The sequence below is a fragment of the Rhizobium metallidurans genome (assembly GCF_014196505.1).
Lineage (GTDB): Bacteria > Pseudomonadota > Alphaproteobacteria > Rhizobiales > Rhizobiaceae > Rhizobium > Rhizobium metallidurans.
The window spans coordinates 190,777-204,527 of sequence record NZ_JACIDW010000003.1; the positions used below are offsets into that span (position 1 = coordinate 190,777).

The 13,751-nt window shown below is 62.1% G+C and carries 11 protein-coding genes; 3 read left to right on the forward strand and 8 right to left on the reverse strand.

Annotation, left to right across the window (positions count from 1 at the left end):
- Positions 1-3: 3 nt before the first annotated feature.
- The 3 genes from GGQ67_RS07595 to GGQ67_RS07605 all read right to left on the reverse strand — a co-directional run bounded on the left by GGQ67_RS07595 (position 4) and on the right by GGQ67_RS07605 (position 3,869).
- Positions 4-1,074, reverse strand: a complete 1,071-nt coding sequence (locus GGQ67_RS07595) for an adenylate/guanylate cyclase domain-containing protein (RefSeq protein WP_183899581.1) — start codon at positions 1,072-1,074, stop codon at positions 4-6.
- 162 nt (positions 1,075-1,236) lie between these two features.
- Positions 1,237-2,382, reverse strand: a complete 1,146-nt coding sequence (rnd, locus tag GGQ67_RS07600; RefSeq protein ID WP_183899582.1) for a ribonuclease D — start codon at positions 2,380-2,382, stop codon at positions 1,237-1,239.
- Between the two features lie 83 nt (positions 2,383-2,465).
- Complete coding sequence (locus GGQ67_RS07605; RefSeq protein ID WP_183899583.1) at positions 2,466-3,869, reverse strand: multicopper oxidase family protein; 1,404 nt, start codon at positions 3,867-3,869, stop codon at positions 2,466-2,468.
- A gap of 257 nt (positions 3,870-4,126) precedes the next feature.
- Between GGQ67_RS07605 and aspS the strand changes: the two genes are divergently transcribed.
- Positions 4,127-5,917: an aspartate--tRNA ligase gene (gene aspS / locus GGQ67_RS07610; protein WP_183899887.1), complete on the forward strand. Its 1,791-nt coding sequence runs from the start codon at positions 4,127-4,129 to the stop codon at positions 5,915-5,917.
- A 133-nt stretch (positions 5,918-6,050) separates the two neighbouring features.
- Here aspS and GGQ67_RS07615 read toward each other — a convergent pair whose 3' ends face one another.
- The gene (locus GGQ67_RS07615; protein ID WP_183899584.1) at positions 6,051-7,238 is read right to left on the reverse strand and encodes a hypothetical protein; all 1,188 of its coding nucleotides are present in this window, start codon (positions 7,236-7,238) and stop codon (positions 6,051-6,053) included.
- A gap of 225 nt (positions 7,239-7,463) precedes the next feature.
- Between GGQ67_RS07615 and parC the strand changes: the two genes are divergently transcribed.
- Positions 7,464-9,722, forward strand: a complete 2,259-nt coding sequence (parC, locus tag GGQ67_RS07620; protein WP_183899585.1) for a DNA topoisomerase IV subunit A — start codon at positions 7,464-7,466, stop codon at positions 9,720-9,722.
- A 168-nt stretch (positions 9,723-9,890) separates the two neighbouring features.
- Positions 9,891-10,403: an SRPBCC family protein gene (locus GGQ67_RS07625; protein WP_183899586.1), complete on the forward strand. Its 513-nt coding sequence runs from the start codon at positions 9,891-9,893 to the stop codon at positions 10,401-10,403.
- On the opposite strand, the gene GGQ67_RS07630 is transcribed toward GGQ67_RS07625, so the two are convergent.
- From GGQ67_RS07630 to hemB, 4 genes are all read right to left on the reverse strand, one after another.
- Entirely contained in the window at positions 10,339-11,229 is an 891-nt protein-coding gene (locus GGQ67_RS07630) for a DMT family transporter (protein ID WP_183899587.1), read from the reverse strand. The two genes, GGQ67_RS07625 and GGQ67_RS07630, sit on opposite strands and share 65 nt — an antisense overlap.
- Complete coding sequence (locus GGQ67_RS07635) at positions 11,230-12,006, reverse strand: arginyltransferase (RefSeq protein ID WP_183899588.1); 777 nt, start codon at positions 12,004-12,006, stop codon at positions 11,230-11,232.
- Between the two features lie 176 nt (positions 12,007-12,182).
- Positions 12,183-12,641 carry an RDD family protein gene (locus GGQ67_RS07640; protein ID WP_183899589.1) on the reverse strand — a complete coding sequence of 153 codons (459 nt, stop codon included), beginning with the start codon at positions 12,639-12,641 and terminating at the stop codon, positions 12,183-12,185.
- Between the two features lie 77 nt (positions 12,642-12,718).
- Positions 12,719-13,732, reverse strand: coding sequence for a porphobilinogen synthase (hemB, locus tag GGQ67_RS07645; protein ID WP_183899590.1), 1,014 nt, complete (start codon positions 13,730-13,732; stop codon positions 12,719-12,721).
- Between the last annotated feature and the right edge of the window lie 19 nt (positions 13,733-13,751).

Here is a 13,751-nt window from a genome sequence, read left to right on the forward strand (position 1 = left end):
GCCTTAGGTCGGCGCTGTGACGCCAGCTTGAAGCTTCGGTGCCGCGATATGGTTGTCGGCCTTGACGAGCGAGATCACACCGAGGCTCTGTCCGCGGCCCTTGACCGCGTGCTGGCCGAGATCCTCCGCGACGACTTTCGAAGGCAGCTGGATGCGCTGGGCGAGGTCGGCCGATATCAGCACGGCGCGGTTCAGCGTCTTGCACAGGGATTCGAGCCGCGACGTCGTGTTGATCGTATCGCCGAAATAGGTGATCTTGTGGTGGTCGACTCCGATTTCCGCGGTGATGATGTTGCCGCCGTGCAAAGCGGCACGCAGGCGCGGCACCTGGCCGTAGGTCTTCAGCCAATTCTCCGCATCCGCCTCGATGGCGCCGATGATGTCGAAGATGCAGTTCACACAGCGGGCGAATTTCACCCCGCGCTCTAGCGGCCAGCTGATGATCGCGGCGTCGCCGACATAGTCGTCGATCGTTCCCTTGTGCTTGCGCACCGGCTCGGCGAAGGCCGCGAACAGCGAGCTCAGCATCTGCTGCGCGCGCAGGTCGCCGTGCTTCTCCGCGAATGCCGTGGAATCCACCAGGTCGATGAACAGGAAAACCCGCTCTTCGCTCACCGGCTTGCGGTAACGGCTGACAAGCATGCTCGCGAACACGTCGCGACCAAGAAGCTCGCGAACGCGAAGCACGAAGATCATCAGCGAGCAGACCGCCAGCGCGTAGAGAAACGCATTGAACGGCAGCACGACCGCATCGACCCACGAACTGGGGGTGATCAGGCCGAGGCCCCAGAGTGATAGACCCGCCACCGCGAAGCCCACGCTCATCAGGATCTCGTAGATGAAGAGTTCGGCGAGAAAGAACGTGAAGGTCGGCAGTTGTTCGATGCGCCGTTGAAGCCCGCGCAGGAAGACTTTTCGCTCGAACGCGATGATCGGCATCCCCATGCACAGCGCGAAGATCGCGCCGATGAAGGGGCGGCTGTCCTGGAAGAACATGACACTGTAGAGAACGCCGCTTGCCGCCATGACGAGCATGATCAGAAGCCAGTTCTGGACCGGGGATACTTCTCTCATAAGGGCCTTTTCGTTCAGCCTTGGCCAGCGTGCACCTGAAGCAATGTAGGCGTCCGAAAGCCCTTTCGGAAGGGTGTGGGATATCCCTTCGAAAAAGATTTAGCTGAACGATTGGGCGCGGTTGTGACCTAAATCGGTACGCCGGTAAAATTGCGTCACGACCTAGAGAGCGACCGTCTCGACCTTCTTGCCAACGAAGCGCAGCGCGACGTCGCCCTTGATCAATTGCAGGGCCGGATCGCCGAACAGCTCGCGGCGCCATCCGCGCAACGCGCCGACGTCGGCGTTCTCGCCCTCGGCGGCGATCTTGTCGAGATCCTCGCTGTTGGCGATCACTTTGGGCGCGACGCCGTGCTTTTCCGAGATCAGCTTCAACAGGACCTTCAACAGTTCGGCGGCGGCGGCGGCCCCTTCGGGCGGCTGGTTCTGCCTCGGCGCATGCGGCATCTCGGCCTTGGGTAGCGCCAGCGCCGTATTCACCGCCTCGACCACGACGGCGCCCGCCGACGAACGTTCCCAGCCCTTCGGGATCGTGCGCAGGCGACCGAGCGCCTCGGCATCCTTCGGCTGCTGCTGTGCGATCTCGTAGATCGCGTCGTCCTTGATGACGCGCGAACGCGGCACGTTGCGGCTACGCGCCTCGCGCTCGCGCCATGCGGCCACGTATTTCAGCACCGCCAGTTCCTGCGGCTTGCGCAGGCGCATCTTCAGGCGCTGCCAGGCATCGTCGGGATGAATGTCGTAGGTCTCTTTCGCCTCGAGCACGTCCATCTCCTCGGACAGCCACGAGGAACGGCCTTCGCGTTCCAGCTCGGCCTTGAGATAGAGGTAGACGTCACGCAGATGCGTCACGTCGGCCAGCGCATAGTCGAGCTGCTTTTCGGAGAGCGGGCGCCGGCTCCAGTCGGTGAAGCGCGAGGACTTGTCGATCTGCACGCCCTTGGTCCGGCTTACCAGCTGGTCGTAGGAAACGGAATCGCCGAATCCGCAGACCATCGCCGCGACCTGCGTGTCGAAGATCGGATGCGGAATGAGACCGCCCCTGTTGTAGATGATTTCGATATCCTGCCGCGCGGCGTGGAACACCTTCAGCACGCTGGCATCGCCCATCAATTCGAAGAAGGGCTTCAGGTCGAGCCCCTTTGCCAGGGGGTCGACAAGCACTTCCATCGTCGGGCTTGCCATCTGGATCAAGCAAAGTTCCGGCCAGAACGTCGTCTCGCGCAGAAACTCGGTGTCGATAGTAATGAATTCTGACTTGGCCAGCTCGATGCAGGCCGCCTCCAAATCGGCGGTTGTTTCAATCATCTCAATTCATTCGCAGGATAGACATGGTTGAACCTTCCTTCTCCTTTCGGCCCAATATGTCAACCGCTACCGGCCGTGAGGGGTCAAACAACCTTTACATAACTCGTCATACCCGACTTCTGATGCTCGATGATGTGGCAATGCAACAGCCAGTCGCCGAGATTGTCGGCGACAAAGGAGAGCTGCGCCTTCTCGCCAGGCTGGATCAGATAGGTATCCGAGACGAATGGAACAGCTTCCCGCGTCGAGGAGGAGAGCACGGTGAAGCTCATGCCATGCAGGTGAATCGGGTGCAGATGCTGCGTCACGTTCTCGACCTGCAGGACGTAGCTCTTGCCGAGCTTCAGCTCGGCGAGCGGCGCCGTCGGGTCTTTCGTATCGCCCGGCCAGGGAACACGGTTGATCGCCCAGAAACTGTAGCCAATCGTGCCGCAGATGCCGTCGGCGGGCGCGCTCTCGGCTGTGGAGCTGAGCACGACCGATATCTTCTCGGCGGTGGAAAGGTCGGCGCTGGCAACCGGGTTTTCGCCCAATGCGGCAAGATCGCCGACATCGCGCTTCAGCGACGCGCCAACCGCGCGCAGCTTGGCGAGGGTCTTCGGCGCGGTGCCGCGAATGTCTTCGAGCGTCGCCGTCGCGCCCTCGCTGTCTGGCATGCGCACGGCCAGATCGATGCGCTGCCCGGGTCCGAGCAGCAGCAGATCGAGCGGAAAGCGCTTCGGCACCGGATTGCCGTCGATCGCGATCACGGTCGCCTCGGCGCCCGCGACCTTCAGAGAATAGATGCGCGTGACATCGGTGATGGCGATGCGCAGGCGGATCAAGCCTCCGGCCGGAGCATCGTACTGCGGCTCCCGGTTCCAGTTCGCCGTTCTCAGCGTCCCGAAAGTGCCCGACTTGGCGGCGTCGCGCGGGCGGAAGGCGGCGATGAACTGGCCGTTGCCTCCCAGGCGCCAGTCACGCAGGTTGAGAATGATCTCGGAATCGAACGTCGGGTCGGCCGGATCCTCGACCACGATCACGCCGGTCATGCCCTGGCCCATCTGTGCCAGCGTGTTGCAGTGCGGATGGTACCAGAACGTTCCGGCGTCGGGCGGCGTGAAGGCATAGTCGAAGTTGTCGCCGGTATAGACGTAAGGCTGCGTCAGGAACGGCACGCCGTCCATGTTGTTGGGAACGCGTATGCCGTGCCAGTGAATTGTGGTTGGCTCGTCCAGCGCGTTGGCCAGTCGCGCCGCATAGGGTTTGCCCTTGGTCATCCGCAGCACCGGCGGCATTCCCGCTTCACCCGCCACATCACCCCATGTCATGATGTTCTTTGTCACCCCGGCCTCGGTCAGCGTTGCCTCCGACTTCAGCGCCTTGAGCACCTGCGGCTCGGGAGCTGCCTGCGCCAGACCGAACTTGCCCGCGACGCCGATGCCCACCCCATATGCGCCGGCGACGGCTGAAGCCTTGAGAAGATTGCGACGGGTGAGGAGGGGCATGGCGGGACTCCCTGAAATGGCGATGTGTCCTCTTTAAAGTTGACCGGGACTTTCAGCAATATCCCTTCCGCGGCCAAACTGCCGCGGAGCCTGTCATATGATAAGCCTGCAACCACGCCGAAAACCGCGGGCTTGCCGCGCCAAGTCTTGACAAATCGGGCCGTCCATGCGCTTTTCCGCCCGATTTTCTTGTCGGAACGGGAGAGCCAATCGAGCCCCCGCCGCCGTCTTCAAGCCAAATACTGGGAATTGAGATGATGCATCGTTACCGCAGCCACACATGCGCAGCCCTCCGCAAGTCGGATGTCGGCGCCAATGTCCGGATCGCCGGCTGGGTCCACCGCGTTCGTGACCATGGCGGCGTTCTCTTCATCGACCTTCGCGACCACTACGGCATGACCCAGGTCGTCGCCGATCCGGACAGCCCGGCCTTCAAGATCGCCGAGACCGTGCGCGGCGAATGGGTCATCCGCATCGACGGCGTCGTCAAGGCGCGCTCGGAAGACACCGTCAACAAGAACATGGCGACCGGCGAGATCGAACTCTACGCCCAGGAGATCGAAGTCCTCTCCGAAGCCAAGGAACTGCCGCTGCCGGTCTTCGGCGAGCCTGACTATCCCGAGGACATCCGCCTCAAGTATCGCTTCCTCGACCTGCGCCGCGACACGCTGCACAAGAACATCGTCAAGCGCAGCCAGATTATCTCCGATATCCGCAACCGCATGACGTCGGCCGGCTTCGGCGAATACACGACCCCGATCCTGACGGCCTCGTCGCCGGAAGGCGCGCGCGACTTCCTCGTGCCCAGCCGTATCCACCCCGGCCAGTTCTTCGCCCTGCCGCAGGCGCCGCAGCAGTACAAGCAGCTCCTGATGGTGGCCGGTTTCGACCGCTACTTCCAGATCGCGCCCTGCTTCCGCGATGAAGACCCGCGCGCCGACCGCCTGCCGGGCGAATTCTACCAGCTCGACGTGGAAATGAGCTTCGTCACCCAGGAAGACGTCTGGGACACGATGGCCCCGATCATGACCTCTGTCTTGGAGCAGTTCGCCGAAGGCAAGCCGGTCACCAAGGAATGGCCGCGCATCCCCTACGACGTCGCGATCCGCAAATACGGCTCCGACAAGCCCGACCTGCGCAACCCGATCGAGATGCAGGCCGTAACCGAGCATTTCGCCGGCTCCGGCTTCAAGGTGTTCGCCGGCATGATCGCGTCGAACCCGAAGGTCGAAGTCTGGGCGATTCCGGCCAAGACCGGTGGTAGCCGCGCATTCTGCGACCGAATGAACGCCTGGGCGCAATCGCTCGGCCAGCCGGGCCTCGGCTACATCTTCTGGAAGGAAGAAGACGGCAAGGTCGGCGGTTCCGGTCCGCTCGCCAAGAACATCGGCGAGGAGCGCACCGAAGCGCTCCGCGTCCAGCTCGGCCTTGAAGCGGGCGACGCCGCCTTCTTCGTCGCCGGCGAGCCGTCCAAATTCTACAAGTTCGCGGGCGAAGCGCGCACCAAGGCGGGTGAAGACCTGAACCTGGTCGACCGCGACCGTTTCGAGCTGTGCTGGATCATCGACTTCCCGTTCTACGAATGGAGCGAGGAAGACAAGAAGATCGATTTCGCCCACAACCCCTTCTCGATGCCGCAGGGTGGCCTCGAGGCGCTGCAGACGCAGGACCCGCTGTCGCTCAAGGCCTACCAGTACGACGCCGTCTGCAACGGCTTCGAAATCGCCTCGGGCTCGATCCGTAACCAGTCGCCGGAAGCCATGGTCAAGGCCTTCGAACTGGTCGGTCTCAGCCAGACCGATGTCGAGGAACGCTTCGGCGGCATGTACCGCGCCTTCCAGTACGGCGCGCCTCCGCATGGCGGCTGCGCCTTCGGTATCGACCGCGTCGTGATGCTTCTGCTCGGCGCGAAGAACCTGCGCGAAATCACGCTGTTCCCGATGAACCAGCAGGCACAGGACCTCCTGATGAACGCCCCGTCGCCGGCAACGCCGAAGCAGCTGATGGAGCTGTCGCTGCGCGTCATGCCGCCGGTCAAGAAGGACTGAGCGGGCAACGCTTGAACGAGAAAAGCCTGGCGCGAGTCGGGCTTTTTTCGTTTCTAGCTCCGATCATTCTCGGGTAACAAAAAAGCCCGGCGAGCAATGCGCGCCGGGCTTTTTCTCATTCACGTTACAGCGATCAATCGTTCGCCGAAACCTTCACGCCGAGTACCTGCGGCAGCGTGTTCGGTGCGCCCATGGCGGCGCCCATGATCATCGGGAAGGGCACGGGCTTGGCCGGAGCGGCGTCGACCGTCAGGCTCTTCGGGTCGTCGAGGAAGGTGTTGACGGCGGCCGATACGGCGTTCTGCAGCTCGGGGATGTTGAGCTGCGCCAGCATGATCGGCGCCATCGCCTTCAGCGAGTCCGCCATCTGCTGACCCGACATGCCCTGCTGGCTGCCGGCGTAGTCGAGCGCGCGCTTGGTGATCGAGGCGTCGTCGAAGCGGATCTGGGCGCTCTCGAACGAAAGCTGCTGCAGAAGGCCAAGCATGGCGAGGCCGAATGCTTGCTGGGCCTGTTCCTTGTTCTGGTTGGCTTCCGCCTGTTGTGCGGCTTCCTGCATCGACTTCATGAAGGCGAGTGTGTAGCCGTTGATCTTGAAGGCGAGGTTGAGCTTGCCGACATTGCTGAAGTCGAAGGCGAACTCCGATACGTCGATCGTGCCGGGGGCCATGTCCCAGCCACCCTTCATGGTGATGTCGCCGTTGACCTGCTGCAGCGCCAGCTTCTCGATCGCTTCCTTGCTCTGCGGATCGGTCGCCTTGCCGAGATCAGCCTTGAGGCCCTTGAAGGTGCCGTCGAAATCGAAGCCGGACTCGTCTTCGCGCAGCGTCAGGTTCATTTCGGTGCCGCCGATCGAGAAGAGCTCGGCGCCGTTCTGGACGACTTTCAGCGGGCCGCTGCGCGCGGTCTCGTAGAGCATCATCGAGGAGAGGCCTTCACCCTTGGCGTCGGCCGGGATCGAGACGCCGCCGAGCGCGAGTTCGCTGACGGTCAGTGTCGCGCCGTCATTGGTGGTGTTGATGTCGGGGAAGGTCGCTTCCTCGATGTAGTAGCCGCCGTCGTCGTTTTGCTCGACGCCGCTCAGTGTGATTTCACCGATTGGCAACGCATCGCCATTGTTCGGCTTGAAGCTGGCGTTCTTCAGCGTGACGGTCTTGTCGTTCACGTCGATGCCGTCGGCGGCGAGCGTGCCGCCCTGCATCGTGTAGGCGGCATTGATCTTCTTCAGCAGATCCTGGCCATCAAGCGCGAAAGCGGAGCCGGCGAGAGAAAGGAATGCCACGCCCGAAAGCATGAGCCGCGTCGTCCGGTAAAATGTCATGAATGTTCCTCTGGTCCAGGTGGGCGGTTGGCCGTCAATCTACTACGGATCTGCGCCGGTTTATATTTTGCGTTCTCTAAAATTCTGTTGAAGGGACAAGCAAACAAAGTCCAAATTCGGGCAAAAAGGTTTTAGCGATTGTTTTCTTTCTGTTCGGAGACTTCATCCACAGCCGCAATGCCCGGATTCCTTGCTCACATCAACCATCTCGGTTAGTCAGAAGGTATGGGACAAGAGATTTTGCCGCCCTCCGGCGGAGACGATGACAGCATTCTTCCGATCGACCTGAAGGCGGCGCTCGAGGAGCGTTATCTCGCCTATGCGTTGTCGACCATCATGCATCGCGCGCTGCCCGACGTCCGCGACGGCCTGAAGCCGGTCCATCGCCGCATCATCCACGCGATGAGCGAGATGGGCATCCGCCCGAACTCGGCCTTCAAGAAATGCGCGCGTATCGTCGGTGACGTGATCGGTAAGTTCCATCCGCACGGCGACCAGTCGGTCTACGATGCGCTGGTCCGTCTCGCCCAGGATTTCTCGCAGCGTTATCCCGTTGTCGACGGGCAGGGCAACTTCGGCAACATCGATGGCGACAGTGCCGCCGCCTATCGATACACCGAAGCGCGCATGACCGATGTCGCCGGGCTGCTGCTCGAGGGTGTCGATCAGGACGCCGTCGATTTCCGGCTGACCTACAACGAGGAAGACCAGGAACCGACGGTTCTCCCCGGCGCCTTCCCGAACCTTCTCGCCAACGGCTCGTCGGGCATCGCCGTCGGCATGGCGACCTCCATCCCGTCGCACAACGCGCATGAACTGTGCGACGCGGCGCTGCATCTGATCAAGCATCCGGATGCGACGGTCGAGACGCTGGTGGAACAGTTCATCCCCGGTCCGGATTTCCCGACCGGCGGCATCATCATCGACGACCGCCAGACGATCATCGACGCCTACAAGACTGGCCGCGGCGGTTTTCGCACGCGCGCCAAGTGGCAGACCGAGGATCTCGGCCGCGGTGGCTATCAGATCGTCGTCACCGAAATTCCGTTCCAGGTGCAGAAGTCGCGCCTGATCGAGAAGATCGCCGAGCTCTTGATCGCCCGCAAGCTGCCGCTGCTCGAGGACATTCGCGACGAGTCGGCCGAGGATGTCCGCGTCGTGCTGGTGCCGAAGAACCGCACCGTCGATCCGACCATCCTAATGGAATCCATGTTCAAGCTGACGGAACTCGAAAGCCGTTTCCCGCTGAACATGAACGTTCTCTCCATGGGCCGCATTCCGCGCGTCATGGCTTTGAACGAGGTTCTGAAGGAGTGGCTGGATCATCGTCGCGATGTGCTTCAGCGTCGTTCGCGCTTCCGCCTTGCCGCCATCGAACGGCGCCTAGAGGTCCTTGGCGGCCTGCTGATCGCCTATCTGAACATCGACGAGGTGATCCGCATCATCCGCGAGGAGGATGAACCCAAGCCGGTCATGGTCGCGCGCTGGTCGCTCACCGAGATCCAGGTCGAAGCCATCCTCAACATGCGCCTGCGCTCCTTGCGCAAGCTGGAAGAATTCGAGATCCGCACCGAGTTCGACGCTCTGAGCAAGGAAAAGGCCGAGATCGAAGCGCTGCTCGCCTCCGAGGACAAGCAGTGGCAGACCGTTGCCTGGGAAATCGGCGAGGTAAAGAAGAAGTTCGCCAAGGCGACCGAACTCGGTCGCCGCCGCACCCAGTTCGCCGAAGCGCCCGATGCCGACGAACAGGCCATCCAGCAGGCGATGATCGAGAAGGAGCCGATCACTGTCGTCGTCTCCGAGAAAGGCTGGATCCGCGCGCTGAAGGGCCACATCTCCGACACCGCGACGCTCACCTTCAAGGAAGGCGATGCGCTGAGGATCGCGTTCCCCGCGCAGACCACCGACAAGATCCTGGTCGTCACCACCGGCGGCAAGGCCTTCACGCTCGGTGGCGACAAGCTGCCTGGCGGTCGCGGCCATGGCGAGCCGTTGCGCATCATGATCGACATGGACAACGATCAGGACGTGCTGACGGCCTTCGTCCACGATCCGCAGCGCAAGCAGATGATCGTCTCGACGGCCGGCAACGGCTTTGTCGTGGCCGAGGCGGACATGGTCGCCAATACCCGCAAGGGCAAGCAGATCATGAATGTTTCCATGCCCGACGAGACGAAACTCCTCGTGCCCGTTTCCGGCGACCACGTCGCCGTGGTCGGCGAGAACCGCAAGCTCCTGGTCTTCCCGCTGGATCAGGTTCCGGAAATGTCGCGCGGCAAGGGCGTTCGCCTGCAGCGCTACAAGGATGGCGGCATTTCGGATGTTCGCTGCTTCGCGATCGCGGATGGCCTCGTCTGGGAAGACAGCGCCGGCCGTACGTTCAGCAAAAACAAGGAAGAGCTCGCCGAGTGGCTTGCCGACCGCGCCTCCGCCGGCCGTACCGTTCCCAAGGGCTTCCCCCGCAGCGGCAAGTTCGCCGGGTGAAATATATCAGCGCCCCGCTCTTGGCGAGCGGGGCATTTACTCTAGTTTTGTCCTGTAATCACAACATGGACAAACATCATTCCGAAGGCGGACGGAATGATCGTATGTGGCGCCTTCGTGGGAAGGCGGCATGTCCGATCATGGAGGTCCGATCACGGAGGAATGTTGATGACTGCCTGCAAGACCATTACGCTGACCGTCGCCCACACCTACAATGCCTCGCCTTGCGAGGTTTACGACGCCTGGCTCAACCCCGAGATCGCCAAACGCTTCCTCTTCGCCACCGATGACGGCCGGGTCATCCGCGCCGATATCGAGCCGCGCGTCGGCGGCCATTTTCTCGTCATCGACAGACGGCCGACCGGCGACGCCGTTCATTACGGCGTGTTTCTCGAAATGCGCCGGCCGCGCCTGATGACATTCTCGTTTTCGGTGGCCGAACACGATCACAACGCCGATCGCATCCGCATCGATATCGAGCCGCTGGGGGAGGGCACGCGCCTGACGCTGTCGCATGAAATGTGCGCGGAATGGTCGGCCTACGAGGAACGGACGCATCGCGGCTGGACGCACATCCTGAACGGACTGGAGCGCGAACTCGATGCGGTTCACGCCGTCAAACTGCCGGAGCTTGTTCCGTCGCAGGTTGTCTCCGAACCATCCAAAGCGAGTGCGCCATAATCGCGGTGACGAGGATCGAGCCGCCGATCAGCGTCATGACCGGTGGCGTTTCCGAAAAGATCAGCCAGATCCAGATCGGCGCCAGGATGGTCTCGAGCAGGTAGAACATGCCCACCTCGGGCGCGGAAAGATAGCGCGGGCCGCTGGCAAGACACCAGAACGACACCGGCATCAGCACCGCGCCGTTGAAGATGATCCACGCTGGATTTTCGATGACGAGACCGGCCGGAAGGGCGTTCGCGAGGCCAAGGCCGGCTGGAAGCACGGCGGCGAGCAGCGGCACGAACCCCATGGCGCGGCGTGACGCACGCCCGACGGTAATCGCGCCCGCAAGCACCAACGCTGTCAAAAGCGCCATCGCATCGCCGAAACTGTTGCCGCCGGAAAGGCCGTCACCGACGATCATGCCGACCCCAAGGATCATCACCACCATGGTCACCAGCGTCGACATGGATGGACGCTCTTTCAGGAACAGCCATGAAAGCAGCGCGCCGAACATCGGATTGAAGGCGACGATGAAGACGACATTCGCCGTCGTGGTATTGAAGACCGCGAGCAGGAACGTCACCGTCGACAGGCCGTAGAGGCCCCCGGCAACAAGACCCGCCCGACCCGGCACCATCGCCGGCCAGCTTCCCTTGATCCATCGGATCAGGCAAACGATCACCAGCGTCACGACGACAGTGGTGATGCTGCGCATGCCGACGATCGACCACATGTCGCCATTTGCCAGGCGAACCAGCGGAATATCCATGGAGAGCGCAACGCCGCCGATCGCCGTCAGCAGCAGGCCCTTCCTGTGATCGGAAAGGGTGGGGAGGGGCATTTAAGCTTGGTTGCCTTCGGGAAGGGATGTGGGGTCGAAACGCTCCCAGCCTCGGGCGGTCAGGTGCTCCTGCGGCTGGTAACGGGTCTTGTAGTCCATTTTTCGCGAACCTTGAACCCAGTATCCGAGATAGACATGCGGCAGGCCGAGCGCCTTTGTCCGCCCGATGTGGTCAAGGATCATGAAGGTGCCGAGCGACCGCTTGTCGAGGTCGGGGTTGAAGTAGGAATAGACCATCGAGAGCCCGTCGCTCATCGTATCGGTCAGAGCCGCAGCGATCAGTTCACCGCTCGGCCGCGTTTCCAGCCCCGAGCCTTCCACGCGTCGGCGATACTCGATGATCTTGGTGTTGACATGCGTGTCCTCGACCATGATCGCATAGTCGAGCACGGTCATGTCGGACATCCCGCCCTGCTGGTGCCGATAGTCGAGATAGCGGCGAAACAGCGAATATTGCTCGCTCGACGGCTGCGCCGGAAATTCGGTGGAGATCAGATCGGAATTGGCCGCGACCACCCGCTTCATCGATTTGGTCGGCTCGAACTCGTCGGCGAGGATGCGCACCGAAACACAGGCCCGGCAGGCCTCGCAGGCGGGACGGTAGGCGATGTTCTGGGAGCGGCGAAATCCGCCCTGCGTCAGGATGTCGTTCATCTCGGCGGCGCGTGGCCCGACGAGATGCGTAAAAACCTTCCGTTCCATCTCATGCGCAAGATAAGGGCAGGCAGCCGGGGCCGTCAGATAAAACTGCGGAGATGGCGTGGTCTGCGTATTCATCTGCTGCGGAGATGTCCTTCGGTTGCATGCTGAAATCACAGCATGACTTAAGAAAAGAAAACGTCAACAGCGCGGCGGTCGGCCGCGCTTTATGATCGCTTATACTTTCGGATATGGCCCACCGGCGTCCCCTGTAAAGCCGGGGAAGTTTGATTATTTCAGAGGCTTGGCGGATCTCACGCGGTTCTGATCGTCGCCGTTCCGATAAGAAGGTCGTGCAGCAGGCGGCTGCGGTCGGTGAACAGGCCGACCAGCAGAATCAGCGGTGTGAGAACCGAGTTCAGGATCCAGAACAGCGCGAGGTGCACGATCGCCGTCAGGAAATCCATTTCGCGCCCGTCGACGCGCACGACCGCGATGCCCATCGCCCGCATGCCGAGCGACGCCTGGCTCGGGCCGCCGACCGTGAAGCCGAAATAGAGGCCCGCGACGATCACGAACAGGGCCGGATAGAGGAAGAAACCGAGACCGAGCGTGACGATCGACAGGAAGAACAGGATGACCGCCGCCGGAATGCAGAGCAAAAGGATGATCACATAGTCGAGGATGAACGCAAAGACGCGTCGGCTCAGCGTGCCGCTATAGGCGCGCCAGTCGTCAGGTGCGGCATAAAGCGGGTTCGGGTTGAGCGACATCGTTACGATCTCCTTTCGAGAGTGGCTACCGCTGATATGGTGACGCTCGCCCTGAATACAATATTGGCGCGAAACGATCAGCGCTTCGCGAGGATCCTGGCGACCTCGATGGAAAAATAGGTGAGGATGCCGTCGCAGCCCGCGCGCTTGAAGGCGAGCAGCGTCTCGAGCATCGCCTTTTCCCCGTCAATCCAGCCGTTCATCGCCGCCGCCTTGATCTGCGAGTATTCGCCCGACACCTGATAGGCGAAGGTCGGAAGGCCAAAGGCTTCCTTCATCCGCCAGCAGATATCGATATAGGGCAGGCCGGGCTTGACCATCAGCATGTCGGCGCCTTCCTCGACGTCGAGCGCGGCGTCGCGGATCGCCTCGGTGCCGTTGGCCGGGTCGATATAGTAGCTCTTCTTGTCGCCCTTCAGCAGCCCGCCGGTGGAGATCGCCTCGCGGTAGGGGCCATAGAAGGCGGACGCGAATTTCGTCGCGTAGCTCATGATCCCGACATTCTGGTGCCCGGCGGCGTCGAGCGCGCGGCGGATGGCGCCGATGCGGCCATCCATCATTTCGGATGGGGAGATGATGTCGGAGCCGGCATCGGCCTGCATGACGGCGGCGCGCGCCACCTGATCGACCGTCTCGTCATTGACGATCTCGTTGCCGCGCAGGATGCCGTCATGTCCGTGGCTGGTGAACGGATCGAGCGCCACGTCGGTGATGACGCCGATATTGGGCACGGCCTTCTTGATGGCGGCGGTTGCCTGGTTGATCAGATTGTTCGCCTCCAGGCTGTTGGAGCCTGTCTCGTCGCGCAGCGACATCTCTATATTCGGGAAGGTCGCGATGGCGGGGATGCCGAGATCGGCCGCTTCCCTCGTGGCTTCCACCAGCTTGTCGACGCTCATGCGGTTGACACCCGGCATGGCGGGGATCGGCTCGACGATGCCGGAACCCGGAACCACGAAGACGGGCCAGATCAGGTCGTCCACCGTCAGCCGGTTCTCCTGCACCATCCGGCGCGTCCAGTCCGCCTTGCGGTTGCGCCGCATCCGGCGGTGGCCCGTGATTTCGTCGACGAGGTGTGTCTTGTCCTGCATGATCGTTCCAGCTCTTGGC